General features: G+C 72.5%; 24 protein-coding genes. 7 read left to right on the top strand and 17 right to left on the bottom strand.

Annotated features, from left to right (window positions below):
• Positions 1 to 174: 174 nt before the first annotated feature.
• The 3 genes from ACZ6S4_RS33995 to ACZ6S4_RS33985 all read right to left on the bottom strand — a co-directional run bounded on the left by ACZ6S4_RS33995 (position 175) and on the right by ACZ6S4_RS33985 (position 4053).
• Positions 175 to 2511 carry a polyribonucleotide nucleotidyltransferase gene (locus ACZ6S4_RS33995; protein ID WP_465478821.1) on the bottom strand — a complete coding sequence of 779 codons (2337 nt, stop codon included), beginning with the start codon at positions 2509 to 2511 and terminating at the stop codon, positions 175 to 177.
• A 194-nt stretch (positions 2512 to 2705) separates the two neighbouring features.
• A complete protein-coding gene (gene rpsO, locus ACZ6S4_RS33990) occupies positions 2706 to 2975 on the bottom strand; it encodes a 30S ribosomal protein S15 (protein WP_433721447.1) in 270 nt (89 codons plus the stop codon).
• 133 nt (positions 2976 to 3108) lie between these two features.
• Positions 3109 to 4053, bottom strand: coding sequence for a bifunctional riboflavin kinase/FAD synthetase (locus ACZ6S4_RS33985; protein ID WP_465478833.1), 945 nt, complete (start codon positions 4051 to 4053; stop codon positions 3109 to 3111).
• An 80-nt stretch (positions 4054 to 4133) separates the two neighbouring features.
• Here ACZ6S4_RS33985 and ACZ6S4_RS33980 point away from each other — a divergent pair, with 80 nt between their 5' ends.
• Positions 4134 to 6890, top strand: a complete 2757-nt coding sequence (locus tag ACZ6S4_RS33980; protein WP_465478820.1) for a response regulator — start codon at positions 4134 to 4136, stop codon at positions 6888 to 6890.
• Positions 6887 to 7300, top strand: a complete 414-nt coding sequence (locus ACZ6S4_RS33975; protein ID WP_465478819.1) for a response regulator — start codon at positions 6887 to 6889, stop codon at positions 7298 to 7300. Before ACZ6S4_RS33980 ends, ACZ6S4_RS33975 begins: the two co-directional genes overlap by 4 nt.
• On the opposite strand, the gene truB is transcribed toward ACZ6S4_RS33975, so the two are convergent.
• Both truB and ACZ6S4_RS33965 read right to left on the bottom strand, forming a co-directional pair.
• Positions 7297 to 8184, bottom strand: a complete 888-nt coding sequence (gene truB, locus ACZ6S4_RS33970) for a tRNA pseudouridine(55) synthase TruB (RefSeq protein WP_465478818.1) — start codon at positions 8182 to 8184, stop codon at positions 7297 to 7299. The genes ACZ6S4_RS33975 and truB overlap by 4 nt on opposite strands.
• A 33-nt stretch (positions 8185 to 8217) precedes the next feature.
• Positions 8218 to 8667, bottom strand: a complete 450-nt coding sequence (locus ACZ6S4_RS33965) for a MarR family winged helix-turn-helix transcriptional regulator (RefSeq protein WP_465478817.1) — start codon at positions 8665 to 8667, stop codon at positions 8218 to 8220.
• A 36-nt stretch (positions 8668 to 8703) separates the two neighbouring features.
• Between ACZ6S4_RS33965 and ACZ6S4_RS33960 the strand changes: the two genes are divergently transcribed.
• The gene (locus ACZ6S4_RS33960) at positions 8704 to 9159 is read left to right on the top strand and encodes a MarR family winged helix-turn-helix transcriptional regulator (RefSeq protein ID WP_465478816.1); all 456 of its coding nucleotides are present in this window, start codon (positions 8704 to 8706) and stop codon (positions 9157 to 9159) included.
• Between the two features lie 73 nt (positions 9160 to 9232).
• Here ACZ6S4_RS33960 and ACZ6S4_RS33955 read toward each other — a convergent pair whose 3' ends face one another.
• From ACZ6S4_RS33955 to rimP, 9 genes are all read right to left on the bottom strand, one after another.
• Positions 9233 to 10552, bottom strand: coding sequence for an MATE family efflux transporter (locus ACZ6S4_RS33955; RefSeq protein WP_465478815.1), 1320 nt, complete (start codon positions 10550 to 10552; stop codon positions 9233 to 9235).
• A 438-nt stretch (positions 10553 to 10990) separates the two neighbouring features.
• Entirely contained in the window at positions 10991 to 12025 is a 1035-nt protein-coding gene (locus tag ACZ6S4_RS33950; RefSeq protein ID WP_465478814.1) for a DHH family phosphoesterase, read from the bottom strand.
• On the bottom strand, positions 12022 to 12492 hold the full coding sequence (rbfA, locus tag ACZ6S4_RS33945) for a 30S ribosome-binding factor RbfA (protein WP_465478813.1): 471 nt from the start codon (positions 12490 to 12492) through the stop codon (positions 12022 to 12024). The genes ACZ6S4_RS33950 and rbfA overlap by 4 nt, the downstream gene beginning before the upstream one ends.
• 170 nt (positions 12493 to 12662) lie before the next feature.
• Positions 12663 to 12956, bottom strand: a complete 294-nt coding sequence (locus ACZ6S4_RS33940) for a DUF503 domain-containing protein (protein WP_360549804.1) — start codon at positions 12954 to 12956, stop codon at positions 12663 to 12665.
• A gap of 35 nt (positions 12957 to 12991) precedes the next feature.
• Complete coding sequence (locus ACZ6S4_RS33935; RefSeq protein ID WP_465478812.1) at positions 12992 to 14017, bottom strand: TRM11 family methyltransferase; 1026 nt, start codon at positions 14015 to 14017, stop codon at positions 12992 to 12994.
• Positions 14018 to 14080: 63 nt separating this feature from the next.
• Entirely contained in the window at positions 14081 to 17164 is a 3084-nt protein-coding gene (gene infB, locus ACZ6S4_RS33930; protein WP_465478811.1) for a translation initiation factor IF-2, read from the bottom strand.
• A gap of 120 nt (positions 17165 to 17284) precedes the next feature.
• Positions 17285 to 17644 carry a YlxR family protein gene (locus tag ACZ6S4_RS33925; RefSeq protein ID WP_465478810.1) on the bottom strand — a complete coding sequence of 120 codons (360 nt, stop codon included), beginning with the start codon at positions 17642 to 17644 and terminating at the stop codon, positions 17285 to 17287.
• A complete protein-coding gene (nusA, locus tag ACZ6S4_RS33920) occupies positions 17622 to 18641 on the bottom strand; it encodes a transcription termination factor NusA (RefSeq protein ID WP_212990454.1) in 1020 nt (339 codons plus the stop codon). Before nusA ends, ACZ6S4_RS33925 begins: the two co-directional genes overlap by 23 nt.
• Positions 18638 to 19309, bottom strand: coding sequence for a ribosome maturation factor RimP (gene rimP / locus ACZ6S4_RS33915; protein ID WP_465478809.1), 672 nt, complete (start codon positions 19307 to 19309; stop codon positions 18638 to 18640). The genes nusA and rimP overlap by 4 nt, the downstream gene beginning before the upstream one ends.
• A gap of 207 nt (positions 19310 to 19516) precedes the next feature.
• Here rimP and ACZ6S4_RS33910 point away from each other — a divergent pair, with 207 nt between their 5' ends.
• The 3 genes from ACZ6S4_RS33910 to ACZ6S4_RS33900 all read left to right on the top strand — a co-directional run bounded on the left by ACZ6S4_RS33910 (position 19517) and on the right by ACZ6S4_RS33900 (position 21231).
• Positions 19517 to 19972: a hypothetical protein gene (locus ACZ6S4_RS33910; RefSeq protein WP_465478808.1), complete on the top strand. Its 456-nt coding sequence runs from the start codon at positions 19517 to 19519 to the stop codon at positions 19970 to 19972.
• Positions 19973 to 20057: 85 nt separating this feature from the next.
• Positions 20058 to 20480, top strand: a complete 423-nt coding sequence (locus tag ACZ6S4_RS33905; RefSeq protein ID WP_360549818.1) for a ferritin-like domain-containing protein — start codon at positions 20058 to 20060, stop codon at positions 20478 to 20480.
• A 40-nt stretch (positions 20481 to 20520) separates the two neighbouring features.
• Positions 20521 to 21231 (top strand): nucleotidyltransferase domain-containing protein, encoded by a 711-nt coding sequence (locus ACZ6S4_RS33900; RefSeq protein ID WP_465478807.1) that lies wholly within the window; start codon positions 20521 to 20523, stop codon positions 21229 to 21231.
• Between the two features lie 6 nt (positions 21232 to 21237).
• On the opposite strand, the gene ACZ6S4_RS33895 is transcribed toward ACZ6S4_RS33900, so the two are convergent.
• Together ACZ6S4_RS33895 and map are read right to left on the bottom strand one after the other, a co-directional pair.
• On the bottom strand, positions 21238 to 21933 hold the full coding sequence (locus ACZ6S4_RS33895; protein ID WP_465478806.1) for a VIT1/CCC1 transporter family protein: 696 nt from the start codon (positions 21931 to 21933) through the stop codon (positions 21238 to 21240).
• On the bottom strand, positions 21930 to 22787 hold the full coding sequence (map, locus tag ACZ6S4_RS33890; RefSeq protein WP_465478805.1) for a type I methionyl aminopeptidase: 858 nt from the start codon (positions 22785 to 22787) through the stop codon (positions 21930 to 21932). Before map ends, ACZ6S4_RS33895 begins: the two co-directional genes overlap by 4 nt.
• 119 nt (positions 22788 to 22906) lie before the next feature.
• Between map and ACZ6S4_RS33885 the strand changes: the two genes are divergently transcribed.
• Positions 22907 to 23230 carry an STAS domain-containing protein gene (locus ACZ6S4_RS33885; RefSeq protein WP_465478804.1) on the top strand — a complete coding sequence of 108 codons (324 nt, stop codon included), beginning with the start codon at positions 22907 to 22909 and terminating at the stop codon, positions 23228 to 23230.
• Positions 23231 to 23263: 33 nt separating this feature from the next.
• Here the strand turns inward: ACZ6S4_RS33885 and ACZ6S4_RS33880 are convergent, their stop codons facing one another.
• Positions 23264 to 26905, bottom strand: coding sequence for a SpoIIE family protein phosphatase (locus ACZ6S4_RS33880; RefSeq protein WP_465478803.1), 3642 nt, complete (start codon positions 26903 to 26905; stop codon positions 23264 to 23266).
• Between the last annotated feature and the right edge of the window lie 63 nt (positions 26906 to 26968).

Raw genomic sequence — 26968 nt, 5'->3', positions numbered from 1 at the left:
TCTTCTGTGTGGGCTCCTTGCGGGGGTAAACCTCCCCCACAGTGGAGGGTGGGGTGTTCTTTTTTTTTCCTCCCCCCCCCCCCCCCCCCCCCCCCCCCCCCCCCCCCCCCCCCCCCAAACACCCCCCCCCCCCCCCCCCCCCCCCCCCCGCGGTTGCTGTCTGTCATGCGTGGATCAGTTACGGTCGCCGCTGGGACGCTGACGACGGCGACGGGGCTCGCCGCCACCCTCGCCACGGGGACCGCGGTCCTCGCGCTCGCGCGGCGGGCGGCCGCCACCCTCGGAGCCCTCGCCACCGGCGGCGGCGGGCGCGTCCGCGGGCGCCTCGGCACCCTCGGGACGGACCTTGTCCAGGTAGATCTTGCCGCGGTTGTCGATGTCCGCGATCGAGACCTCGACCTTGTCGCCGACGTTGAGGAAGTCCTCGACCTTGTCGACCCGCTTGCCGTCGCCCACCTTGGAGATGTGCAGCAGGCCGTCGCGGCCGGGCAGCAGCGAGATGAACGCGCCGAACGCGGCCGTCTTCACCACCGTGCCGAGGAACTTGTCCCCCGCCTTGGGCATCGTCGGGTTGGCGATGGCGTTGATCCGCTCCACCGCGGCCTCGGCCGCCGGGCCGTTGGTCGCGCCGACGTAGATCGTGCCGTCGTCCTCGATCGAGATGTCCGCGCCGGTCTCGTCCTGGATCGCGTTGATGGTCTGACCCTTCGGGCCGATGACCATGCCGATCTTGTCGACCGGGATCTTGACGCTGGTGACCCGCGGGGCGTACTCGCTCATCTCGGCCGGGCTGTTGATGGCCTGGTCCATGACGCCGAGGATCGTGGTGCGGGCGTCGTGGGCCTGCTGCAGAGCGGCGGCCAGCACGTCCGACGGGATGCCGTCGAGCTTGGTGTCGAGCTGCAGCGCGGTCACGAACTCCGGGGTGCCGGCGACCTTGAAGTCCATGTCACCGAACGCGTCCTCGGCGCCCAGGATGTCCGTCAGAGTGACGTACTCCGTCTTGCCGTCGACCTCGTCGGAGATGAGGCCCATGGCGATGCCGGCGACCGGCGCCTTCAGCGGCACACCGGCGCTGAGCAGGGCCAGCGTCGAGGCGCAGACCGAACCCATCGAGGTGGAGCCGTTCGAGCCCAGGGCCTCGGAGACCTGGCGGATCGCGTACGGGAACTCCTCGCGCGTCGGCAGCACCGGCACCAGGGCCCGCTCGGCGAGCGCGCCGTGGCCGATCTCGCGCCGCTTCGGCGAGCCGACCCGGCCGGTCTCACCGGTCGAGTACGGCGGGAAGTTGTAGTTGTGCATGTAGCGCTTGGACTTGTCCGGGGACAGCGTGTCCAGGGACTGCTCCAGCCGCAGCATGTTCAGCGTGGTGACGCCCAGGATCTGGGTCTCGCCCCGCTCGAAGAGCGCCGAGCCGTGCACGCGCGGCAGCACGCCGACCTCGGCGGTCAGCGGGCGGATGTCCCGCGGGCCGCGGCCGTCCATGCGGACCTGCTCGCGGAGCACGCGGTTGCGCACCTCGGACTTGGTGACCGAGCGGAACGCGGCGCTGATCTCCTTCTCGCGACCCTCGAACTGCGGGCCCACGAGCTCGACCGTCTTGGCCTTGACGCGGTCGAGGGCTTCCTCGCGGTCGGCCTTGCCGGCGATCTTCAGCGCCTCGGCGAGCTCGCCCTTGGCGGCGTCCGAGACGGCGGTGTACACGTCGTCCTGGTAGTCCAGGAAGACCGGGTATTCCAGTACCGGCTTGGCGGCGACCTCGGCCAGCTCGCTCTGCGCGCGGCACAGCTCGCGGATGGCCGGCTTGGCGGCCTCGAGACCGCTGGCCACGACCTCCTCGGTCGGCTTCGGCGCGCCGGCGGCGATCAGGCTCAGCGCCTGCGGGGTGGCCTCGGCCTCGACCATCATGATCGCGACCTCACCGTCCGGCAGGGTCCGGCCGGCGACGATCATGTCGAAGGTGGCCCGGGCCAGCTCCTCCAGCGTGGGGAAGTTGACCCACTGGCCGTCGATGTGCGCGACCCGGGTGGAGCCGACCGGGCCGCTGAAGGGCAGGCCGGAGAGCTTGGTCGACATCGAGGCGCCGTTCATGGCGACGACGTCGTACGGGTGCTGCGGGTCGAGCGCGAGGACGGTCTCGACGACCTGGACCTCGTTGCGCAGGCCCTTGGTGAACGACGGGCGCAGCGGCCGGTCGATCAGGCGGCAGGTGAGGATGGCGTCCTCGCTGGGACGGCCCTCGCGCCGGAAGAACGAGCCGGGGATGCGGCCCACGGCGTACATGCGCTCCTCGACGTCGACCGTCAGCGGGAAGAAGTCGAAGTGCTCCTTCGGCTGCTTGCCGGCCGTGGTCGCGGAAAGCACGGTGGTCTCGCCCAGCTGGACGATGACCGAACCGGCGGCCTGGCGGGCCAGCCGGCCGGTGGAGAAAGTGATCTCGCGGGTGCCGAACGACCCGTTGTCGATGACGGCGGTGCGAGTCTCGGTGCCGAGAGCTTTCTGCTCTGTCATGTGGTGCGGTACTCCTTCGTCGAGGACCCGGCGGTTCACACAGCGCGGAAGAGGCTGGCCGGTCTTCGATCGAAGTACCCGAGATTGAGGTGCTCGGGAACCACTACCGAGGACCGGGGCCGGTGGCCTGGTGCCGCGCGGGTCCGTGGGTAGAGCTCGGGGGAAGCGGCCAGGCGGCCACTCCCCCCGTCGAATCAGCGGCGCAGGCCGAGGCGCTCGATGAGCACCCGGTAGCGCGCGACGTCCTTCTTCTGGACGTAGTTCAGCAGGCGGCGGCGACGGCCGACCAGCAGCAGCAGACCACGACGGCTGTGGTGGTCGTGCTTGTGCACCTTGAGGTGCTCGGTCAGGTCGGCGATCCGCTTGGTGAGCATCGCGACCTGCACCTCGGGCGACCCGGTGTCGCCCTCGAGGGTCGCGTACTCGGTCATGATCTTGGTCTTGGTCTCTTGGTCGAGCGCCATGTTCTCCGTGATTCTGTGTTGCCGATTCATACGGTGTCCCGCCCCGGAGGGCGAGCTCGCGGCCCGCGGCGTCGGGCAGGCAGGCGAGTCCGGTCGTCGGAATAGCCGACGTCACGGCAAGCTTATCAGCAGCTTAGATCGGTGGCCGGGCGAGCAGCCGCCGGGTCTCCTCGACATCCTCGCGGATCTGCGCGACGAGCGGCTCGATGCCGGTGTAGACCCGCTGTTCCCGCAGGTGGGCGACGAAGTCGAGGCTGACCCGCTCGCCGTACAGGTCGCCGGCGAAGTCCAGCACGTAGGCCTCGACCCGGCGCTCACGGCCGGAGAAGGTGGGGTTGGTGCCGACCGAGACCGAGGCCGGCTGCGGACCGCCGTGCTTGCCGCCGCGGATGAGCCAGGCGGCGTAGACGCCGTCGGCCGGGATGGCCGCATAGCGGTGGCACATCAGGTTGGCGGTCGGGAAGCCGAGCTCCCGGCCGCGCTGGTCGCCGCGGACGACCACGCCGGCCAGGCGGTGCGGGCGGCCGAGCGCGGCGGCGGCGGCCGAGACGTCCCCGGCGTCGACACAACTGCGGATGTACGTGGACGAGAAGATCAGATCCTGCTCCGCGACCAGCGGCGCCTCCTCGACCGTGAAGCCGAAGGTGCGCCCGAGCCGGGTGAGCATGGCCAGATCCCCGGCCGCCTTGTGGCCGAAGCGGAAGTTGTCCCCCTCCACGACGACCGCGGCGTGCAGCGCGTCGACGAGCACGTCGTGCACGAAGGCCTCCGCGCTGAGCTGGGAGAACGCCGGGGTGAAGGGCACCACGCAGAGGGCGTCGACGCCGAGCTGCTCGATCAGCTCGGCCTTGCGCACCGGCTCGGTGAGCACCGCCGGATGGGAGCCGGGCCGGACCACCTCGGCGGGGTGCGGGTCGAAGGTCACGACGACCGACTGCAGGCCGAGATCGCGGGCGCGCTTCACGGTGTGCCCGATGATCGCCTGATGGCCGCGGTGCACGCCGTCGAAGACCCCGATGGTCACCACCGATCGGCCGAACCCGCCCGGTACGGCCTCGTACCCGCGCCACCGCTGCATTTCCACCTACCTTCCTGGAGTGTCCGGGGGTAAGCGTATCGGTCTCCACGACTGCCTGAAACGCTACAGTTAGTCCTGATATGCGTGCTGACTGGAGCCCCCTCGTCCTGCTCGCGGCGGAGTTCACCTTCGCCGTCCTCTTCCTGCGCGCCCTGGTCGGCTATCTGCACCGGCGCGACCCGTTGCAGCGCGACGTCACGTTGGTCTTCGCGCCCTGCACGGTGCTGTTCTGCGTCGACATCGCCCGCCGGATCAACGGCGAGGCCCTGCCGCTGTGGGTCAACGCCGTCTCGCTGACCGCGCTGCTGGCCCAGCCGTACCTCACCGTCCGGCTGGCCGCCCGGCTGCGGTCGGTGCCGGCCTGGCTCCAGCGGACCGTTCTGATCGTGCAGGCCGTGGTCGCCGTCTGGCTCGCCTTCGCGCCGCGCCCGCTGCGCCCGGCCGAGTTGTTCACCGCGGTCACGTCATTCCTGGTCGCCGAGCTCATCGCGGCGGCGCTGCTGTTCGGCAAGGCCCGGACCCGGACCGGCGCGAACCGGGCCCGGCTGATGATCGCGGCCGGCGCGACCGCCGCCTTCGGGCTGATGATCGTGCTGATCGGCATCGCCGCGGTGCCCGGCACCAGCCCGGTGTTCGACACCGCCAACCGGGTCCTGGCGCTGGTCTGCGGGTTCGGTTACCTGATCGCCTTCGCGCCGCCGCACTGGCTGCGCCGGGCCTTCTCCGCCACGGCCGCCCAGTCGGTCACCGAGCGGCTGCTGCGGGCGCCCGCCGAGTCCGCCGAGCAGGTCTGGCAGATCTACGCCGACATCATGCGGGCGCAGACCGGCGCCGACGCGGTGGCCGTCCTGATGCCGCGCGCCGATGGCATGCTGGCCCCGGCCGCGTACGCCGGTCCTCAGACGGCCGCGCCGGACGGCCTCGGCTTCGCCGACATCACCGCCCTGATCCGGGCCGGCCAGCCGGCCCGGCTGCGCGACAGCGACGCGGCCCTGGTCGCCCACTTCGGCGACGACCTCGGTGATGACTTCGTGACCGTGCTGAGCATGCCGGTGCCGCCGGACGCCGAGGGGGCGGTGCTGCTGTTCAACCGCCACCGCAGCCTGTTCAGCGACGACGACCTGCGGCTGCTCGCGGCGCTCGGCGGGCAGGCGGGCGTGCTGGCCGAACGCCAGGCGGTCACCGCGGCGCACCGCCGGCTGGCCGCCGAGCTCAGCACCTCCGTCGAGGCGCTGACCCGGGCCAGCCAGGCGAAGAGCTCGTTCCTGGCCAACATGAGCCACGAGCTGCGGACCCCGCTGAACGCGATCATCGGCTTCAGCGACCTGATGCGGCTGGAGGAGCCCGACGGCGACCGGCGCCGGGTGCCCGCCGACTGGGTGGACCACATCCACACCAGCGGGCGGCACCTGCTCGGCCTGATCAACGACATCCTGGACCTGGCCAAGGTCGAGGCGGGCCGGCTGGAGCTGCGGCTGGCCCCGCTGCGGGTCGACACCGCGGTGAGCGAGCTGCTGACCGGCCTGGCCCCGCTGCTGTCGGCCAAGAACCTCACCGTCACCACGACGCTGCCGGAGGCCACCGCGCTGGTGGACCGGGTCCGGTTCCGGCAGATCGTGGAGAACCTGCTGTCCAACGCGATCAAGTTCACCCCGGACGACGGCGCGATTTCCGTCACGGCGGCCCAGTCCGGCGACGTCGTCGAGGTGACCGTCGCGGACACCGGGGTGGGCATCGCCGAGGACGACCTGGAACGGGTCTTCGAGGAGTTCCAGCAGGTCGGCGATCCGGACCGGCAGCGAGCGGGCACCGGCCTGGGGCTCGCGCTGACCAAGCGGCTGGTCGAGGCGCACGACGGCGAGATCAGCCTGATCTCCACGCCGGGGCAGGGCAGTGCGTTCACCGTACGGCTGCCTGCCGCGCCGGTCCTGCAGCTCGACCAGGGCCCGGACGCCGGGGCCCGGGTGCTCCTGATCGAGGACGACCCGCAGTCGGCGGAGCTGCTCAGCACCCAGCTCGTCAGCGCGGGCTACCACGTCGAGGTGGCCGGCACCGGCGAGGCGGGCCTGACCGCCGCCGGCGCCCACCCGCCCGACGCGATAGTGCTCGACGTGGCCCTGCCCGGCATCGACGGCTTCGAGGTCATCCGCCGGCTCAAGGCCGACCCGCGGCTGGCCGAGATCCCGGTCTTCTTCGCCACCATCATCGACGAACGGCAGGCCGGGCTGGCCCTGGGCGCCGACGACTACTTCGTCAAGCCGGTCGACCAGGCGGCCCTGCTCGGCGCGCTGGCCCGCAAGATCGCCCACCGGCCGGTGCCGCGGGTGCTGGTCGTCGACCACGACGACGAGGTGCGCAAGGCAATCGAGGACGGCCTGCGCGCGGGCGGCGCCGACGTGGTGGCCTGCGCCGACGGGCGCGACGGCCTGGCGCTGAGCCGGGAGAGCCACTTCGACCTGATCGTCTGCGACATGCAGTCGCCGGAGGTGGACGGGTTCAGCATGCTGGCCGCCATCGAGCAGGACCCGGCCACCCGGCACACCCCGGTGCTGGGGCTCACCGCCGCGGCGGGCCAGCCGCGGGAGCCCGGCGACGCCGCCCCGCTGGTGGCCACGGCGATGGCCGGCGGCGTGGTGGCGACCGCGATGGCCGGTGGCGCCGGCTGGGAAGCCCTGGCCCCGCTGCTCGGCGGATCCGGAACCGCTACGAAGGAGATGCCCGCGATGCCCGGCACCACCACGAAGGACGGGTCCGGCACCGTCGCGAAGGACGGATCCGGCACCGTCGCGAAGGACGGATCCGGCACCGTCGCGAAGGACACGAAGGAGATTCCGTGACGGCCGAGAACCCCCGGATCCTGCTGGTCGAGGACGAAGAGCTGAACCGGACCCTGGTCAAGGCGGTGCTGGCCCGTGCCCAGATCACCGCCGTCCGCGACGCCGAGGTGCTGGACGCGTCGACGCTGGCGAGTGCGCGTACCCGGCTCGGCGCCGAGGACATCGACCTGATCCTGCTCGACATGAACCTGCCGGACGGCAGCGGCCTCACCCTGGCGAGCGAACTGGCGGCGGGCACGGTCGCCGCGGGCCGCCCCCGGCCGACCGTCGTCGCGGTGACCGCGAGCGTGCTCCCGCAAGACCGGGAGGCGGCGCTGCAGGCGGGCTGCGACGGCTTCCTGGACAAGCCGTACGCGGCAGCGGACCTGGTCGCGACGGTGGCCGAGCACCTCTCCCGGCGCGACAGCTAGGCCGGGGCCAGCACGATCTCGGCGCGCGCTTTGCCGTCGCGCTCGGAGACGATGGCGAGCACGTCGCCGGCGGTGTTGAAGACCGCGTACGGGCCCTCGATGCCGACCGGCTGCAGCGGACCGCCGTGGCTGAGCACCCGGGTCTCCTCGGCGTCGGCCTCCCGCTGCGGGAAGGCCCGCCGGGCCGCCTCGGCCAGCGGCAGCGAGATCACGTCGGGCGCGCGTTCCTCCAGCTCGGCGAGGGTGGCGGCGGACGCGAGCGTGAGATCACCGACGGCCGTGCGGCGCAGCGCGGTCAGATGCCCGCCGACTTCGAGGGTACGGCCGAGGTCCCGCGCGATGGCCCGGATGTAGGTGCCGCTGGAACAGGTGACGTCGATGTCCACGTCGACGAAGTCACCCTCGTCCGCGCGCCGCACGGCCAGCACCTCGAGCCGGGAGACGGTGACCTTGCGGGCGGCCAGCTCGACCTCCTCGCCGTCCCGGACCCGCTTGTACGCCCGCTGCCCGTTGACCTTGATGGCACTGACCGCGCTGGGCACCTGCTCGATCTCACCGGTCTGCGCGGCGAGCCCGGCCCGGATCGCCGCCTCGGTGACCCCGGAGGTGGAGACGGTAGCGGTGACATCACCCTCGGCGTCGTCGGTGATCGTGGTCTGCCCGAGCCGGATGGTGGCGGTGTAGCTCTTACCGGCGCCGATGACGTACGTGAGCAGCCGGGTGGCCCGGTTGACCCCGATGATCAGCACGCCGGTGGCCATCGGGTCGAGGGTGCCGCCGTGCCCCACCCGCCGGGTCCGGGCCAGCCTCCTGATCCGGGCGACCACGTCGTGGGAGGTCATCCCGGCCGGCTTGTCCACAACGATGAGCCCGTCCACGTTCACGGCTCCACCCAACCAGACCGCTCCGGTCGCGGGTCAGGCCGGGGTGAGGTTGCCGGCGACCCGCTCGAGCAGGGTGACCAGGGTGGCGTACTCCTGCTCGGACAGGCCCTCGGTGACGCGGGCCCGGAAAGTGCGCACCCGCTCGGCGACCCGGTCGTGCACCGCGCGTCCGGCACCGGTCAGACGGAGGACCGGCCCGGTCTCCGGCTCGGCCGCCTGCCCAGCGGCAGTCAGGTCGTTGACCGGCCCGGTCTTCGCTTCGATCGCCCAGCCGCGGCGGATCAGGTCGTCGGCCTGCGTGCGCACGGTCGGGGCGAACGGCGCGAGGGCGGTGCCGAGCTCGGCCCGGGAGGTGTCGCCCTGCGCGAGGGTGGTCAGGATCTGCCAGTGCCGCCGGGTCAGCTCCTCGTCGGCCAGCAGCCGGTCGAACTCGGCCTCGATGCGCCGGTCGATCTCTTTGAGCCAGTACCCCAAGGGACGCATACATGTCATGTTACATGTATTTGTACGATGACATCCATGGAGGAGCTGGCGGCGATCGAGCGAGCGATGATCACGATCCGGCGGAGCCAGAGCCGGCGAGCCCTGAGCCGGCTCGCCCCGGAGGGTGATCAGACGGTCTTCGGCGTGCTGGACGCGCTGGAGGAACTGGACCGGCCCGCAACGGTCGGTGAGGTGGGCGCCGCGCTCGGGGTCGATCAGCCACGGGCCAGCCGGCTGGCGGCCCGGGCGGTGGAGCAGGGCCTCGTGATCCGCCAGGCCGATCAGCGGGACGGCCGGCGGACGTTGCTCGTCCTGACCGGGCCGGGGCGCTCCCAGCTGGCGGATGCCCATCGGTCTCGGCAGGAGATGTTCTCGCGGGCCATGAGCGATTGGCCGGAGGCGGACCGGGAGACGTTCGCGCGGCTGCTGACCTCGTTCACCGCCGCGCTCGGCACCCTCACCGACGGGCCCGACCGGCCGCCGGCCGGGTGAGCAACACGGACGCCCGGCCGTCCGCCTCGTTCCAGCGCGCTCCCCGAGCCCACGGGACGCCAAGCCTCCGCGGTCAGCGGGTGGCGCCGAGCACCGCCCAGCCGGCTCCACGCCAGCGGACCAGCAGGAACACCAGCCGGATCAGGGTGAACAACGCCAGTCCGAACCACACCCCCGACAAACCCCAGTCCAGCGCGTACGCCAGCCAGATCGCCGGCAGGAAGCCGGCCAGCGCCGCCGCCAGCGTCATCGTGCGCAGGTAGCCGACGTCGCCCGCGCCGATCAGGACGCCGTCCAGGGCGTAGACCACGCCGGCGAACGGCAGCATGCCCACGAACCAGGGCCACACGATCGCCGCCTGCTCGTGGACCGCCTGGTCGCCGGTGAACCAGCCGGGCACCACCCCGGCGCCCGCCGCCGCCAGGGCCGCGAAGCCCACGCCGGCCACCGCGCCCACCGCGGTGACCCGCCGGGCGACTTCCCGTGCCGCGCTTCCGTCGCCCGCGCCCAGCGCCGCGCCGACCAGGGACTGGGCGGCGATCGCCACCGCGTCCAGGGCCAGGGCGCAGAAGAACCAGAGTTGCAGGCCGATCTGGTGGGCGCCGACGGCCGCGACGCCGAACCGGGCCGCCACGGCGGTCGCCGACAGCCAGCAGGCCTGGAACGCGGCACCGCGGATCAGCAGGTCGCGGCCGAGCACCAGCTGCCGGACGATGACCGCCGGGTCGGGTCGCAGCGGCGCGCGTTCGCGGATGATCGCCCAGAGGAAGAGTCCGCCGGTCAGCGACTGGGCCACCACGTTGGCGACCGCTGAGCCGATCAGTCCCCAGCCGGCCGGGTAGACGAGCAGCGGGCACAGCACCGCGGAGAGCACGTTGGCGCCGAGGACGAAGTACAGCGGGCGGCGGGTGTCCTGCACCCCGCGCATCCAGCCGTTGCCGGCTGCTGCGAGCAGGAGGCCGGGGCTGCCGAGGGCGGCGATGCGCAACCACTGCGCAGCGGCCTCGGCGGCGGCCGGGTCGGCAGCCAGGGCCTTGGTGACCGGCGTGGCGAAGAGCTGGGCCAGCAGGACCAGCAGGGCGCCGGTGGCCAGGGCGAGCCAGGAGGCCTGGACGCCTTCGGCGACGGCGGCGGTGCGGTCACCGGCGCCGAAGCGGCGGGCGGCACGGCCGGTCGTCCCGTACGCCATGAGCGTCCCGAACCAGACGGCCACCGACATCACGGTGCCGCCGACAGCGACCGCCGCGAGCGGGACCCGGCCCAGGTGGCCCACCACGGCGGTGTCCACCAGCACGTACAGCGGCTCGGCGGCCAGCACGACCAGGGCCGGCAGGGCCAGGGCGGCGATGCGCCGGTTGAGGGTGCCTGGATCGACGGCGGCGGGCGGGCTCATGAACAGTCATGATGCCCGCCGAGCCGTAAGGGGCGCAATGCGCCGGACTGCTTACTGGCGGGTGTCCATCGACGTCTGCAGCGCGCGGCGGGCCTGCTCGCGAGCGTCGTCGGACGGCTGGGGCTTGGGCTTGGCAGCCATGATCGTGGTCCTTCCACGGCGGAACGGGTGCACGGCACCCACTGATCGATCGAGCGGCGTGTCGCGAGGGGCCGGTCCGGGATCGCCGGACGGGTGGCGGGGCGACACAGCCCGGGATGGTGGACCCGGGTGGCTCGAGGCTGCTGCGGCGGCCGGTGGTAGCGACCGTGCAGAAACCAAATCACCGTTAACTCAAACTATCGTTCAGTCTCGCGGGTTGCTCGTCGTGTCCCGCACTTCGGGAAGCGGATCAACGACAAAAGGCCGGCCCGAAGGCCGGCCCCGGTCGAGGAGAAGCTACGGAATGAGGTGCTTGCCCAGCTCGTCGCGGACCGCGGTGACGACGTCGCCCGGGGTGCCGTAGCCGGTGAAACCCGCGGCCAGCCGGTGCCCGCCGCCGCCCAGCGCCACCGCGACGGCACTGACGTCGACCGCGCCCTTGCTGCGCAGCGACACCGCCCACTCGCGCTCGGCGAGCTGCTTGACCACCACGGACACGTCCACCTCGGCCACGCACCGGACGGGATCGATGAGCGCGTCCAGCACGTACGGCCGCTGCCCGTGCCGCTCGAGGTCCTCGAGGGTCGCGTACGTCCACACCATGCCGTGCCCGGCCGCCGCCGTGGGATCGAGCTGCGCGCGGCTGAGCACGTCGGCGGAGAGCTTCATCGCGCCGAACGGGCGGCTGTCGAACACCCGGCGGGAGATCTCGCCCGGGCGCAGGCCGGTGGCGATCAGCCGGGCGGCCATCTCGTGCACCCGCGGCGTGGTCATGTCGAAGCGGAACGAGCCGGTGTCGGTGGCCAGGGCCACGTACAGGCATTCGGCGATCTCGACGTCCAGCGGCACGTCGAGGCGGCGCAGCAGCTCCTCGGCGACCACCGAGGTGGCGGCGGCGCCCGCGTCGACCAGGTTGACCCCCGCGAAGCCCGTGTTGGACGCGTGGTGGTCCAGGGCCACGGTGGCGCGAGCGCGGGGCAGCCGGTCAGCCAGGGCCCCGAGCCGGGACACCGCGGCCACGTCGAAGACGATCACCAGATCCGGCTCCGGCTCCGCCTGCTCCTCGCTGACCAGCAGGTCGAGGCCGGGCAGCGCGGTGAACGGGTCGGGAATCTCGAACGTGCCGGGGAAGGTGGCCTGCAGCCGGGGCACGCCGAGCCGGCGCAGCCCCAGGCCGAAGCCGAGCATGCTGCCCAGCGCGTCGCCGTCCGGGTTGACGTGACAGATCAGCAGCACCCGGCCGGTCGGGGCCAGCTCACGGATCGCCGCCACCGCGGCCGAGAACTCGGCCGCGGCGGGCGCACCCTCCGAGACGGTGACCGCCTCGGTCACCCCTGGTCCTCGCGGGCGCCGACCCGCTCGTCGGCGTCCTCGTCTTCCTCGTCCTCGTCGGCCTTGTACGGGTCGGGATCGCCGGCGTACTGCTTGCCGGCGGCCAACCGCTGCACCTCGGCGTCGCGGTGCCGGGCCGCGGCCAGCAGCTCGTCGATCTCCTTGACGTTGTCCTGGACGTTGTCCAGCACGAACGTGAGGCTCGGCGAGTGCCGCAGGCCCAAGGCGTGACCGACGCGGGTGCGCAGCATGCCCTTGGCGCTGTCCAGCGCCGCCGCGGTCGCGGCCTGCTCGGTCTGGTCCCCGAGCACGGTGTAGTAGACGTGGGCGTCGCGGAGATCACCCGTGATCCGGGCGTCCGTGACCGTCACCATGCCGAGACGGGGATCCTTGATCTCTCGCACCAGCGATGCCACCAGCTCGCGGATGCGCTCCGCGTGCCGACGCGTCTTGGCCGGGTCCGACATATCGCCCACCTCCGACAACCGTGCCTCCGGGACGAAACCGCCCCGCCCAACGCCTGAAGCCTACCCATGACCGCTGGGGCCCGATCGCCGCGTCGGTGCGTCACCCGCGGAGGTCACCAGCGGGACCGCTCAGGTAACGAACTTGCCTGGGTTTTCCGCCGCGGGTGGGCTCAGTCGTCGTCACCGTGCAGCCGGCGCCGTACCGACAGCAGCTCGATCTCGGGGCGGCCGGCCATCTGGTGCTCGCACGTGTCGATCACCGCGCGCGCCTGGGACGGCTCGGCGGCGACCACGGCGACCCCGATCTGGGCCCGCCCGTGCAGGTCGTGGTCGCCCACCTCCGCGACGCTGACCTCGTACTTGCGCAGCATCGCGATGATCGGGCGGACGTAGGAACGCTTCTGCTTGAGCGAACGGGAGTCGCCGGGCAGCAGCAGGTCGAAGAGTGCGGTCTCGATATACATCAGCGAGCGAGAGTACCCGGGTACCCCCGTGCCGTTCAGCTGGATTTCCGGGCCACCACCACGTCACGCTCGATGCCCTGGTCGACCCGGTGGCTCAGGTCCTCGTACGGCACCAGCGCCAGCCCGTTGGCGACCAGGATGTCCTCGGCCAGCTCCCGCCGGGCCACCTTGGTGTTCCAGGACAGGCCGATGGCCCCGCCGGGACGCAGCAGGTGCACCCACTGCGGCACGGCCCGCTCCAGCAGGTCCAGCGGGCGCCGGGACATGCCGCCCTCGTCCTCGTAGCTGCCATGCGCGACGCCGTACGGCAGGTCGACGACCAGCACGTCCACGCAGTTGGCCCGGAGCAGGCCGTCGAGCTGGGTGGTGTCCGCGTTCAGCATGATCACCTTCTGCACCGCACCGGCCTTGTGGTCCTCCTTGCTCGCCGCCATGGTGATCTCCATCCGGCGGGCGGCCTTGCGGCCCTGCCGGCGGACCGGGTTGAGCTCGGCGCTGTGCTTGAGGCGCTTGCGCTTGAGCCAGGTCTGCAGGAACAGCTTGTACGCCTCGACGTCCTTGCCGTCGAGCTCCACGCCGATGGCGTCGTAGCCGTACATGAGCGCCTGGTTGAGCGTGGTGCCGCGGCCGGCCAGGAAGTCACCGACGATCACGTGACCGTCGAGCATCCGGCGGGCCGAGGCCGACGCCAGCAGCGTCAGGTTGAGCAGCAGCTTGGTGAACTGCTCGTTGGTCTTGCCGGCGTACTTCGGGATGGTGATCAGGTCGCTGTCGTAGCGGGCCAGCGGGGTCAGCTCCAGCGGCCGCAGCAGGTCGTCACCGGCCCGCTCGAACAGGGCGTAGGCGGCCGACATGTTCGACAGGTAGGCGATGTCACGGGGCTGCAGGTCCGCGGTGAACGTCAGGTACTCCACGCCGCCGATCCGGGTGGCGTCGACCTCCGCCACCTCCGAGGAGAGCACGGGCCGGAAGGCAGCCAGTTCCGCGCGGGAGAGGCGTCCAGCCTGGTCGGCGTAGACGCGGTTGGCGGAGGGGGCGAGGAGCAGGGCGTAGCGAGACATTCCAGTAGTAAAGACAACGGCCCCCGGCGCCTGAGCGCCGGGGGCCGTCATCAACCGGGACTGTTACGCCCGCGGCTTCTCACGCATCTCGAAGGTCTCGATCACGTCGCCGGGCTGCGGCGAACCGAAACCGTTCAGGGTCAGACCACACTCGAAGCCCTCGCGGACCTCGGTGGCGTCGTCCTTGAACCGCTTCAGCGAGCTGATCGTGACGTTGTCCGCCACCACGGTGCCCTCGCGCAGGATGCGCGCCTTGGCGTTGCGGCGGATGAGACCCGAGCGGACCATACAGCCGGCGATGAGACCGATCTTGGACGAGCGGAACACCTCGCGGATCTCCGCCGCGCCCTGCTCGACCTCCTCGTACTCCGGCTTGAGCAGGCCCTTGAGCGCTGCCTCGATCTCCTCGATGGCCTGGTAGATCACGCTGTAGTAGCGGATCTCCACGCCGGCGCGGTCGGCCATCTCCTTGACCTTGTTGCTGGCCCGGACATTGAAGCCGATGATCGTGGCGGTCTGGTCCGAGGACGCCGACGCCAGGTTGACGTCGCTCTCGGTGATCGCACCGACGCCGCGGTGGATGACCTTGAGCTGCACCTCGTCCGGAATCTCGATCTTGAACAGCGCGTCCTCGAGAGCCTCGACGGAACCCGAGCCGTCGCCCTTGAGCACCAGGGTGAGCGAGGTCTTCTCGCCCTCCTTGAGCTGCTCCATGAGCGTCTCGAGCGTCGCCTTGCCCTTCGAGTTGGCGAAGCTCGCCGCACGACGGCGGGCCTGCCGCTGCTCGGCGATCTGCCGGACCGTGCGGTCGTCCTCGGCGGCGAGGAACGTGTCGCCCGCGCCGGGCACCGAGGTCAGACCCAGGACGAGCACCGGCCGGGCCGGACCCGCCTCGGTGACCTGCTGGCCGTTCTCGTCGAGCATGGCCCGGACGCGACCGTGCGCGCCACCCGCCACGATCGAGTCGCCGGCCCGCAGCGTGCCCCGCTGCACCAGGACGGTCGCGACAGCGCCGCGGCCCTTGTCGAGGTGGGCTTCCACCGCGACACCCTGCGCCGGCCCGTCGATCGGAGCGGTGAGCTCCAGCGACGCGTCGGCGGTCAGCAGGACGGCCTCGAGCAGGTCGTCGATGCCGAGACCCGGCTTGGCGGCCACGTTGACGAACATCGTGTCGCCGCCGTACTCCTCGGCGAGCAGGCCGTAGTCCGTCAGCTGCTGGCGGACCTTGTCCGGGTTGGCGTCCGGCTTGTCGACCTTGTTGACCGCGACCACGATCGGCACCTCGGCCGCCTTGGCGTGGTTCAACGCCTCGACCGTCTGCGGCATGACGCCGTCGTCGGCCGCGACCACCAGGATCACGATGTCGGTCACCTGGGCACCACGGGCACGCATGGCGGTGAACGCCTCGTGGCCCGGGGTGTCGATGAAGGTGATCGCGCGCTCTTCACCCTGGTGCGGGACGACGACCTGGTAGGCACCGATGTGCTGGGTGATGCCACCCGCCTCGCCGGCGACCACGTTGGTCTTGCGGATCGCGTCGAGCAGCTTCGTCTTGCCGTGGTCGACGTGACCCATGACGGTCACGACCGGCGGCCGGGTGACGAGGCGGTCCTCGGCGATCTCGGCGTCGAGGTCGATGTTGAACCGCGACAGCAGCTCGCGGTCCTCGTCCTCGGGGCTGACGATCTGCACGTCGAAGCCCAGGTGCTCGCCCAGCAGCAGCAGCGTGTCGTCGGAGCACGACTGCGTCGCCGTCACCATCTCGCCCAGGTTGAACATCTCCTGGACCAGCGAGCCGGGGTTGGCGTTGATCTTGTCGGCGAAGTCGGAGAGCGACGCACCACGCGAGAGCCGGACCTCCTGGCCCGAGCCGCGGGGCGCACCCGACGACATCTGCGGAGCCGACAGGTTGTCGAACTCCTGACGCCGCTGCTTCTTCGACTTGCGGCCCCGCGTGGGCCGGCCACCGGGACGCCCGAAGGCACCCGCGGCACCGCCGCCACGACCGCGACCGCCACCACCGGGACGACCGGGGGCACCGCCGACGGGACCGCCGCCACCGGGGCGGAAACCGCCACCGGCACCAGCGCCGCCGCCACCGGGGCCACCGCGGTAGCCACCGCCGCCACCGGCTCCGGCACCACCGCCGCGGTAACCGCCGCCACCGGCTCCGGCACCGCCACCGGGGCGGAAACCGCCACCGGCGCCGCCGCCCGGGCCGCCACGACCGCCACCGGGACCGCCGGGACGGCCGGCGCCACCGCCGGGACCGCCACGACCGCCGCCGGGACCGGCGGGACGCTGCGAGGGCATGGACGCGGGACTGGGCCGCGGCGGCATCGAGGCCGGGCTCGGCCGCGGGGGCATGCCCGGCTGGTTGGGCCGGGGCATCGCCGACGGGGTCGGCCGCTGGCTGCCACCGGAGACACCGAACGGGTTGTTACCGGGACCGCGGGCCGGCGGGCGCGGCGAGCCGCCCGGGCCGGGACGGCCGGTAGTGGGCGCGCCCGGGGCTCCGGGACGCGTTGCGGCGGGAGAGCCGGGACGCGGCGGCACCGTGCCGGGGCCCGGGGGCCGCGGACGGGTGGTGCCGTCGGCCGGAGGCTGCTGCGCCCGGCGCTCGGCGTCCCGCGTGCGGGCCGCCTGGGCAGCCTTGACGGAGGCCTCCTGCTCGGCCTTCAGCGCCGAGGCGCGGGCCTCGGCGGCCGCCACCTCGATGTCGTGGGCACTCGCCGGCTTGGCGACCGGACCGGGCACCGGGCCCGGACGGCCGGGGACCGGCGGCTTGGGCCGCACCATCGAGCCGGGCGACGGCGCCGAGGACGTCGGGGCGCCGGTGGGCGCTCCGGTCGTCGGCGCAGTGGGCCGGCGCGGCGGCTGCGGCCGCATGGCCGATGGGTTGGCCCGGGGGGCGCTGGGCGCACTCGTGGAACTCGGCGCGGCGGGCGCGGGAGCTGCCGGAGCAGCACCGCCCGGGGCGTCGAGGGCACCACGAAGTCGCCGGGCCACCGGGGCCTCGACCGTGCTGGATGCGGATTTGACGAACTCGCCCATCTCCTTGAGCTTGGCGAGAACGGTCTTGCTGTCGACCCCGAGCTCTTTGGCGAGCTCGTGAACGCGGGCCTTGCCTGGCACTGCACTCCTCATCTCGAGGTCGTACGAGCAGCGCCCGCCGACCTCACTCGTGCACTAGAAGCCTGGTCATTTCAGGGACTTCATCGTGTGCTCATCTGGGTCGTCCTACCTTGCTGGACATGGATGGGGCACTTACGCCACATCATCGGTGGTTCCGGACGGCACGGTGACCGCTCGGATGTGCTCGGCAAGCAATCCGGTGTCAGCAACACCGGTGAGTCGCAGCGCACGCCCGAAGGCGCGACGCCGCTCCGCCTGCGCGAAGCAGGCCGGATCAGGATGCACATGTGCTCCCCGGCCCGGCAGCCGGCGGCCCGGATCGGGCTGGAGCCGGAGGTGACCCTCCGCTCCGACCGCGACGAACCGCAGTAATTCGGTGGCCGGCACGCGTGAGCGACAACCAACACAGGTGCGTGTCGGACCGGCCACCCGAAAGTCTACCCCGCGTGCCTCGTGCTCGGGTATCCGGTCAGCTCCCGGTCTCGGCGGCATCGCGCTCGGAGGCCGGATCCGGCTGCTCGTTGTCCGGACGGATGTCGATGCGCCAGCCGGTCAGCCGGGCGGCCAGCCGGGCGTTCTGCCCCTCGCGACCGATCGCCAGCGACAGCTGGAAGTCGGGCACGGTGACCCGGGCGGTGCGGGTGGCCGCGTCGACCACCTCGACCCGCAGGGCCTTGGCCGGGGAGAGCGCGTTGCCGACGAACTGCGCCGGGTCGTCGGAGTAGTCGATGATGTCGATCTTCTCGCCGTGCAGCTCGCTCATCACCGCCCGGACCCGCTGGCCCATCGGGCCGATGCAGGCGCCCTTGGCGTTGACCCCGGCCACCCGCGAGTGCACCGCGATCTTCGAACGGTGACCAGCCTCACGTGCGATGGCGGCGATCTCCACCGTGCCGTCGGCGATCTCCGGCACCTCGAGCGCGAACAGCTTCTTGACCAGCGCCGGGTGGGTGCGCGACAGGGTGATCTGCGGGCCGCGGAAGCCCTTGGCCACGTGCACCACGACGCAGCGGATCCGCGAGCCGTGCTCGTACGTCTCCCCCGGCACCTGCTCGGCCTGCGGCAGGACAGCCTCGAGCTTGCCCAGGTCGACGATGACGATGCCCTTCTCGGCGCGCGCCGCGTCGGCCTGCACGATGCCGGTGACCAGGTCACCGTCGCGGCCCGCGTACTCGCCGAAGTGCACCTCGTCGGTGGCCTCGCGCAGCCGCTGCAGGATGACCTGCTTGGCGGTCATCGCGGCGATCCGGCCGAAGTCGTGCGGGGTGTCGTCCCACTCCCGGACCAGGGAACCGTCGGCGTCCAGTTCCTGGGCGAAGACCTGGGCCGCGCCGTTCTTGCGGTCGATCTGCACCCGGGCGTGGCTCTCGGCCCCGTCGGTGTGCCGGTACGCGGTCAGCAGTGCCGTCTCGATCGCCGCGAGGATCGTGTCGAACGGGATCTCCCGCTCGCGCTCCAGGGCGCGCAGCGCCGCGAGGTCGATGTTCACTTGTCCTCGCCCTCCCCATCCTCGTCGTCATCTTCATCGTCCTCGTCCTCGTCCTCGTCGCCCTCGTCGGGCTCGTCGGGGAAGACGGCTTCGTCCAGCCGCTTGAACTCGATCTGGACCTTGCCCGGCCCCAGATCGGCGTACGGGATCTCCGTGCTCTTGCCGTCGACGTCGAGCACGACGCCGGTCTCGTCGGCCGCCGTGACCCGGCCGGTCAGCGACCGGCCCGCGACGGTGACGGCGACCAGCCGGCTGACGTTGCGCCGCCAGTGCCGGGGCAGGGTCAGCGGCCGGTCCACGCCGGGCGAGCCGACCTCGAGCTGATATTCACCCGCCAGCACCTCGCCCTGGTTCTCCTCGGCCGTGTCGAGCGCCTGGGAGATCTCCCGGGAGACGACCGCGACGTCGTCGAGGCTGATGCCCCCGTCGGCGTCGACCAGGACCCGGAGAACGTGCCGGCGGCCCGCGCGGGAGAGGTTGACGTCCTCGAGGTCGAACCCCGCGGCGACCACGACCGGCTCGATCACCGCGCGCACGCGGGCCTTCGCGGCCACCAGGTCGATGCGCGGAGCAGCGGGCTGACGCGTCTCTTCGGCTGCCTCTCGGCTCCGGCCCCCGCCGGAGCGGCGGTTCGCCGGCCGGGCGCCGCCGCGACCACGCTGCGTCATCGGGCCCAACCCTTCTGCTCGAATGCGGCGCACGGCAAACGCTCCGTGCGCCGTTCGCCGGCAACACCGGCATGCCACCGGGGCTGAAAATCCCCGGCGGCTGACGCAGAGCGTAACGCGCCGGCGGCGCGGGCCGGCCGCCGCCGCTCCGATTCGGCGCCCGGTGCAGGTCAGCGACGCCTGGTGCGGATGGTGTTGACTGACCGGGTGAAAAGACGTCACCTGATCGGCGTGGCTGCCGGTGGGGCGCTGAGCGCGACGGCACTGGGCGGCTGCGGGCTCTTCTCCGATGATCCAGAGCCCGCTCCGGCGCCGGACGCCATGCAGCCCGTGCTCGACGAGGCCCTGGCCCTGGCGGCGGCTTACGACCGGGCCGTGCTGGCCGAGCCCGGCCTCGCGAAGAGGCTGGCCCCGCTCGCCGCCGACCACCGCACGCACGCGGCCGAGCTGTCGCGCGTCATCGGCAAGGCGGTCCCGTCGGGGGCGCCCGCGTCCAGCGCTCCGAGCGGCGACGCGGCCGACTCGGTGGCGGCGTTGCGCAAGGCGGAGCAGGCGGCGCAGAAGACTGCGGTCGCGGCCTGCCGCACGGCCCCCGCCGACCGGGCCGGGCTGGCCGGCTCGATCGCCGCTGCCCGGGCCGCCCACGCGGAGGCGCTGCGATGAGCGCGACGTCCGCGCCGCGCCCGGCGACGGTCGCCGCCGAGGGAATGGCCGCCGCAGAGGCGACAGTCGCCGCGGAGGGGACGGTATGAGCGCCCAGCTGGCGGCCGCGCTGGCCGCGGAGGAGGCGGCGATCTACGCGTACGGGGTCCTCGGGGTGAAGCTGACCGGTGAGGGTGACCGCGCCGAGGCCCGCGCCGCCGAGGCGATTCACCGCGGTCGCCGGGACGTGCTGGTCAGCCGGTTGTCGGCGTTGCAGGCGAGCACCGCCCCGGCGCCGGCGGGCTACGACCTGCCGTTCGACGTCACCGACCGGGCCAGTGCGCTGAAGCTGGCCATCCAGGTCGAGGACGGGGTCGCGCAGGCCTGGCGGGCCGTTTTGCCGGTGACCACCGGGGCCGATCGGGCCACCGGGCTGAACGCGCTGGTCGACGCGGCGGTCCGGGCGACCCGCTGGCGCCGGCTGGGCGAGGTGACCCCGGTGACGATGGCCTGGCCCGGGCGCGCCTGAGGACCTTTCCCGCCGCGGGTCCATGCCCGACAATGACGCAGTGTCGCAGGACGAGTACGACCTGGCCAATCCGCGCTGGCACCTGGCCACCCGGCTCCGTGACGTGATCCTGCGGCGCTGGTCGGCCGAGGTGCGCGCGATCGGTGTGCACGGCTCCCTGGCCCACGGCGACGACACCGGCAGCAGCGATCTCAACCTGCACGTGGTCACGTACCGTCCGAACGCCGGTCCCCGGGCCGCCCTGCGCCGGGTCGACGGCATCCTGGTCGATCTCAGCGTCGGCACCGCCGACGACGGTCTGCGCCGGGCCCGGGAGCTGACCCCGCGCTGGCCGCTGGAGGCCGACCGCTACCTGAGCACCCGGGATCTGTTCGATCCGGGCGGCTGGTTCGCCGGCCAGCGCGACGCCCACCTGGGCAAGCTCGCCGAGACCCGGCCGGGCGAGTTCAGCGGCCTGGCCCGGCGCAACTGGTGTGTGGCCTCGGCGGCGCACGCCCGGGCGGTCCGGCTGGCCGAGTGGTACGAGACCGACGCGGCCCTGGTCCTGCTGGCCGAGGCGAGGCTGCACGCCGCCATGGTCACCGGGCTGCTCAGCCGCACGTATTTCCGCAACCGGGCCGACGCGGTGAAACGCACGGGCCTGGCCGGGGCGGACATGACCGAGCTGGCCACGGTGCTGAAGACCCAGGCCGACGACCTCACCGCCCGGGGCCGCCCGGTCGACGGCCCGCTGAGCGCCCTCTTCGAGTGACGCCGGTCAGGAGACGCCGACGCCGATCAGCGTGCCGATGAGGTAGGTCGCCCCGGCCGCCGCCGCGCCGAGCAGGAGCTGCCAGAGGCCGCTGCGCCACCACGGGCGGGCGGTGAAGCGGGCGATGACCGCGCCGGCCGCGAACAGCCCGGCGCCGCCGACGACGAGCGCCGCGAGCAGGCTGTCGAAGCCCAGCAGATAGGTCAGCAGCGGCACGACCGCCCCGATCGCGAAGCACACGAACGAGGACACCGCCGCCGTCCACGGGCTGGGCAGCTCGTCCGGGACGACGCCGAGCTCCTCCTGGGCGTGCACCCGCAGCGCCTGCTCCGGGTGGGCCTTGAGCACGTCGGCCACCTGGCGGGCGAGCGGGACGGGCAGCCCCCGGGCGGTCCACATGGCGACCAGTTCGTCGGCCTCCCCCTCCGGGTTGAGCCTCAGCTCGCGCAGCTCCTTGGCCAGTTCGGCGGCGACCTGGTCGTTCTGGGTGCGGACGCTGGTGAACTCGCCGAGGCCCATGGAGATGGCCCCGGCGACCAGGCCGGCCACCCCGGTCAGGATCAGGGTGTGCCGGCTGACCCCGCCGCCGCCGACCCCGGCGATCAGGGCGATGTTGGTGACCAGGCCGTCCATCGCGCCGAAGGTGGCCGCGCGCAGCCAGCCGCCCGAGACGTCCGCGTGGTGGTGCTCGGGGACCGTCACGGCAGGGTCAGGATCTCGTACCCGTCCTCGGTCACCACCAGCGTGTGCTCGAACTGGGCGGTCCACTTGCGGTCCTTGGTCACGACCGTCCAGCCGTCGTCCCACATCTCGTACTCGTGGGTGCCCAGGGTGATCATCGGCTCGATGGTGAAGGTCATGCCGGGCTCCATCACCGTGTCGAGCCGCGGGTTGTCGTAGTGCGGGATGTAGAGCCCGCTGTGGAACGTCTCGCCGATGCCGTGGCCGGTGAAGTCGCGCACCACGCCGTAACCGAAGCGGCGGGCGTACGCCTCGATCACGCGGCCGATCGCGTTGATCGGCCGGCCCGGGGCGACGGCGCGGATGCCGCGCATCATCGCCTCGTGGGTGCGCTCGACCAGCAGCCGGGCCTCGTCGCTGACGTCGCCGACGCAGAACGTCGCGTCGGTGTCACCGTGCACACCGTCGAGGTACGCGGTCACGTCGACGTTGACGATGTCGCCGTCGGCCAGCACGGTCGTGTCCGGGATGCCGTGGCAGATGACCTCGTTGAGGGAGGTGCAGCAGGACTTCGGGAAGCCCTTGTAGCCCAGCGTCGACGGGTACGCCCCGTTGTCGATCAGGAACTCGTGCACCACCCGGTCGATCTCGTCGGTGCTGACGCCCGGCTTGCAGTGCTCCCCGGCGAGCTGGGTGGCCTGGGCCGCGATCCGCCCGGCGACCCGCATCCTGTCGATGGTCTCGGGGGTCTGCACGTGCGACCCGCGCCACTCTTTCGGGCGCTTCTTGCCGACGTATTCAGGACGGATGATCTGCGGCGGCACCGCCCGCCAGGGGGAGAGCTTTCCTGGAACGAGAGGGGCACGAACGCTCATCGACCCAGCTTATCGCCGCGCCCGCCGGGCACCCGCGGACCGTGACGGTAGATCACAGCTCGGTTGACCCTTACCGGCCCGTTGTTGCCGCCCCCGGGAGCCTGTGTAATCGTGTCAGCGTGGATCAAGACGGCGCCGGGACGGACTTCTCGGCCAGTTCCTCGGTGGCGGACGACCGCACCACCGTGGTGGTGCGCGGCGAGGTGGACATGTCCACCGCCGACGCGATGTACCGGGCAGCCACCGGTGACGGCGCCCGTAGCGCGACCCTGGACCTGCGCGGCGTGACGTTCTTCGATTCGGCCGCCATCCACGCGCTGATCCGGCTCGCGGAGCGCTTCCCGGACGGCTTCGAGGTGATCCCGTCGGCCCCGGTCCGCCGGGTCCTCGACATCTCCGGCCTGAGCAGCCAGCGCTGGCTGGTCCAGGGCGAGCCCGGCTGATCCTCGGCTGAGCTCCGGCGGCGCCCCGGGCGCTCAGGAGGGGCTCAGCGCCCGCCGCAGCGTCACTGCTGTGCCGGATCCGGTCCTGGCCACCGACAGCTCCGACAGCGCACCGATCAGCGCCAGGCCGCGCCCGCGGAAGCCGGCTTCACCGGCCGGACGCCAGTTCCCGGTATCGCGGACGGTCGCCAGCACCGAGCCCTCGTCCACCGCCACCTCGACGGTGATCACCGGCTCGGCCGGCTCGACGGGATGCTCGATCGCGTTCGCGGCAGCCTCGGAGATCGCCACTGTGAGGTCGAAGACGTCGTTGTCCGGCACGGCGTGGGCCGTCAGGAAGTCCTCGAGCCGCCGGCGCAGCACACTCAGCCGGGTCGGGTCGGCGGGCAGCCGCAGCTCGAACTTGCGCGGCTCGGTGGCCTGCAGAGCGAGCAGCGCGATGTCGTCGCGGCGGGTCTGCCGGGCCGCCTTGGCGAGCAGCCTGTCCAGCATGTCCTCGACGTGCTCGGCCGGCTCGGCGAGCTCCGCGCTGACCTCGGCCAGGCCGCGGTCGATGCCCACCCGGCGGTCCTCGACCAGGCCGTCGGTGTAGAGCAGCAGCCGGTGGCCGGGGTCGAGGACCGCGGTCAGCGTCGGGTACGTCACGTCCTTGAGCGCGCCGATCGGCGGGCCGAGCGCGCTGGAGTAGAGCAGGTCGCCCTTCTCCCCCGGCGCGGCGAGCATCGGGGACGGGTGCCCGGCCGACGAGTAGTGCAGCTCCCGGTTGCGGGTGTCGAAGCGGACGCAGACCACGGTGGCGAACTGACGCCGGCCCAGATTGTCGACCAGCCGGTTCAGCCGGGTCAGCGCCTCACCGCAGTCGAAGCCCTCCAGGATGTACGCCCGCAGCGCGTTCCGCAGCTGCCCCATCACCGCCGCGGCCTGCACCCCCTTGCCCACCACGTCCCCGATGACCAGCACGAGCTGGTCGTCCGGGGCGAGGATGACGTCGTACCAGTCGCCGCCGACCTCGGCCTCGGTGCTGCCCGGCAGGTAGCGGCTCGCCACGATCGCGCCGGGCACCCGGGGCAGCGACTGCGGCAGCAGGCTGTGCTGCAGCGTGCTGGCGATGCGGTGCTCGGCCTCGTAGAGCCGGGCGTTGCCCAGCCGCAGCCCGACCAGGCGGGCCAGCTGGGTGAGCAGCACCGGCTCGGCGGGACCGTCCGGTCCGGACCAGACGCTCAGCTCACCGAGGGGCGCGCCGGAGGTGTCCGGCAGCGGCAGCACGACGTCCGGGGCGGCCGAGCCGCCGGCGCCGCCGTCCACCTCGGCCCGGGCGCCGGGAGCGGTCAGCACGACCCGGCCGGCCGACGTCATCGCCTGGACGTGCCGGGCGGCGACGGCGAGCACCTCGGCGGTGGTGCTGACCGCGTTGATCGACGCGGCCGCGTCGACCAGGCCACGCAGCCGGCTGATGATCTGCCGGCGGGTCTGCCCGAGCTCCAGGTTGGACCGGACCCGGGCGGTCAGGTCGCGTACCGAGAACGGCTTGACCAGGTAGTCGTCGGCGCCCGCGGCCAGGCCTTCGACCGAGGCCTCCTCACCGGCGCGGGCGGAGAGGACCACGATCGGCACGTCCCGGGTGCGCTCGTCCGCGCGCAGCGCCCGGATCAGGCCGAAGCCGTCCATCCGCGGCATCATCATGTCGGTCAGCACGAGGTCGAACTGCTCGGTGCGGGCCAGGTCCAGCGCCTCCAGGCCGTCCGCCACGCTGGTGACGTCGAAGGACGGCCGCAGCAGCCGGGAGACGTGGTCGCGCAGGTCGGCGTTGTCGTCGGCGAGCAGCACCCGGCCCCGCCGGCCGTCCTGCACCTCGCCCGGTGCGATCGGGGCCGGCGCGGTGTCACCCATCCACCAGTGCGCTTCTTCGACGTAGAGCCGGGACTGCTCCTCGGGCCGGTCGGCCGGTCCTTCGTCGATGATCCGATCCGCGGGCAGGTGGGCCGTGCCGAGCGGGGCGGTCACCGAGAACGTGCTGCCCACGCCGAGCTCGCTGCGCGCGGTCGCCGTGCCGCCGTGCAGCTCGGCCAGCTCACGGACCAGGGCCAGGCCGATGCCGGTGCCCTCGTGGCTGCGCGCCCAGGCGCCGGTGACCCGGTGGAAGCGGTCGAAGAGGAGCCGCTGCTCCTCCTCGGACACGCCGACGCCGGTGTCGGTCACCTCCAGCACCGCGGCCCGGTCGCGTTCCCGGATGCGCACGGTGATCCCACCGGTGGGCGTGTACTTCACCGCGTTGGAGAGCAGGTTGAAGACGATCTTCTCCCACATCTCGCGGTCCACGTGGACGGGCGCCGGCAGCGGCGGGCACTGGATGTCGAGCCGCAGCCCGGCCCGTTCCGCCGCCGAGCGGAAGGTGCTGGCCAGCCGGGCGGTGTAGTCGGCCAGATCGGTCGGCCGGTAGGCGGCGCGCAGCCGGCCGGACTCCAGCCGGGAGAAGTCCAGCACCGTGTTGACGAGTTTCAGCAGCCGCAGGCCGTTGCGCTGCATCGGCACGAGCCGCTCGCGCAGGTCGCCGGCCAGCTTGTCGTCGCCGAGCAGCTCCTCCAGCGGACCGAGGATCAAGGTCAACGGGGTACGGAACTCGTGGCTGACGTTCGAGAAGAAGTTGGTCTTGGCGGTGTCCAGCGCGGCCAGCTCGGCCGCCCGGCGCCGTTCCTGCTGGTAGGCCCGCACGTTCGCCACCGCGCGGGAGATCTGGGCCGTGGCGAGCTCGAGGAAGTCGCGGTAGCCGCGATCCAGCGCGAGGAACCGGCTGACCCCCACCACCAGCGCCCCGGCACTGCTGGTGCCGGCGCCGATGGGCAGCACCAGGGCCTGGTCGGCGGCCGACGAGGGCGGCGGATCGGCCACGTCCGTCGCGGCGACGGTCTGCTCGTGGTCGGACCGCATGACGGCCGCGACGACCTCGCGGATCCCCGGGTCGAGCGGCCGGCAGGCGGTCGGCTCGAGGCCGCACACCCCGGCCAAGGCCGGCTCGCCACCGCCGGCCGGGTCGTCCAGGTAGAGAACGGCGAACGGGACGTCGGCGTCGTTCTCGCCGAGGACCTGCGCGACCTGGGTGCCGAGGGCGGCCTGGTCCGGCGAGTCGGCCAGCCGGGAGCCGAGGGCGCTGAGGGTACGGACGCGGCGGTCGGCCAGCACCCGGCCTGTGGTGTCGCTCACGATGCAGAAGATGCCGCCCACGGTGCCGTCGGCCGTCCGGATCGGGTCATAGGAGACGTCGAAGTAGGTCTCCTCGAGAAAGCCGAAGCGTTCGAGCATGAAGAGCAGGTCGGCGGCCCAGAACGACTCGTCCCGCTCCTTCACCCCGTCGAACAGCTCCTGCAGCACCGACCAGGTCTCGGGCCACATCTCCCGGCCCGGCCGGCCCAGGTGCCCGGGGTGCTTGCTGCCCATCGTCGGGATGTACGCGTCGTTGTAGAGCGCGCAGTAGTCGGCACCCCAGAAGATCACCATCTGGGCCTTGGAGGCGAGCATCGTGGCGACGACGTCGGCGAGTTCCTTGGGCCAGCCGGCCGGTGCGCCGAGCGGGGTCGCCGCCCAGTCGAGCTCGAGCATGCGCCGGCCCATCTCACCACCGCGCTCGAACGCCGTCCGCAACCGCTGCGGCAGAGCATCGTCCGCGCTGGCGCCCATACGTCCTCCCGCGGATGTCTCCGGCCCGACAGGGCTGCACCGTAACACCGACGGCCACGGCTT

It is taken from the genome of Actinoplanes sp. NPDC051405 (genome assembly GCF_055586185.1).
The sequence above is the reverse complement of the archived record's forward strand: the minus strand, read 5'-3'. Positions and strand labels throughout refer to the sequence as shown.

Coding starts and splice junctions, on each gene's coding strand:
- ACZ6S4_RS33995 (WP_465478821.1), bottom strand. CDS start 2,511: ATGACAGAGCAGAAAGCTCTCGGCACCGAGACTCGCACCGCCGTCATC.
- rpsO (WP_433721447.1), bottom strand. CDS start 2,975: ATGGCGCTCGACCAAGAGACCAAGACCAAGATCATGACCGAGTACGCG.
- ACZ6S4_RS33985 (WP_465478833.1), bottom strand. CDS start 4,053: ATGCAGCGGTGGCGCGGGTACGAGGCCGTACCGGGCGGGTTCGGCCGA.
- ACZ6S4_RS33980 (WP_465478820.1), top strand. CDS start 4,134: ATGCGTGCTGACTGGAGCCCCCTCGTCCTGCTCGCGGCGGAGTTCACC.
- ACZ6S4_RS33965 (WP_465478817.1), bottom strand. CDS start 8,667: ATGCGTCCCTTGGGGTACTGGCTCAAAGAGATCGACCGGCGCATCGAG.
- ACZ6S4_RS33960 (WP_465478816.1), top strand. CDS start 8,704: ATGGAGGAGCTGGCGGCGATCGAGCGAGCGATGATCACGATCCGGCGG.
- ACZ6S4_RS33955 (WP_465478815.1), bottom strand. CDS start 10,552: ATGAGCCCGCCCGCCGCCGTCGATCCAGGCACCCTCAACCGGCGCATC.
- rbfA (WP_465478813.1), bottom strand. CDS start 12,492: ATGTCGGACCCGGCCAAGACGCGTCGGCACGCGGAGCGCATCCGCGAG.
- ACZ6S4_RS33940 (WP_360549804.1), bottom strand. CDS start 12,956: ATGTATATCGAGACCGCACTCTTCGACCTGCTGCTGCCCGGCGACTCC.
- ACZ6S4_RS33935 (WP_465478812.1), bottom strand. CDS start 14,017: ATGTCTCGCTACGCCCTGCTCCTCGCCCCCTCCGCCAACCGCGTCTAC.
- infB (WP_465478811.1), bottom strand. CDS start 17,164: ATGAGGAGTGCAGTGCCAGGCAAGGCCCGCGTTCACGAGCTCGCCAAA.
- ACZ6S4_RS33925 (WP_465478810.1), bottom strand. CDS start 17,644: ATGCCGCCGAGACCGGGAGCTGACCGGATACCCGAGCACGAGGCACGC.
- rimP (WP_465478809.1), bottom strand. CDS start 19,309: ATGACGCAGCGTGGTCGCGGCGGCGCCCGGCCGGCGAACCGCCGCTCC.
- ACZ6S4_RS33905 (WP_360549818.1), top strand. CDS start 20,058: ATGAGCGCCCAGCTGGCGGCCGCGCTGGCCGCGGAGGAGGCGGCGATC.
- map (WP_465478805.1), bottom strand. CDS start 22,787: ATGAGCGTTCGTGCCCCTCTCGTTCCAGGAAAGCTCTCCCCCTGGCGG.
- ACZ6S4_RS33880 (WP_465478803.1), bottom strand. CDS start 26,905: ATGGGCGCCAGCGCGGACGATGCTCTGCCGCAGCGGTTGCGGACGGCG.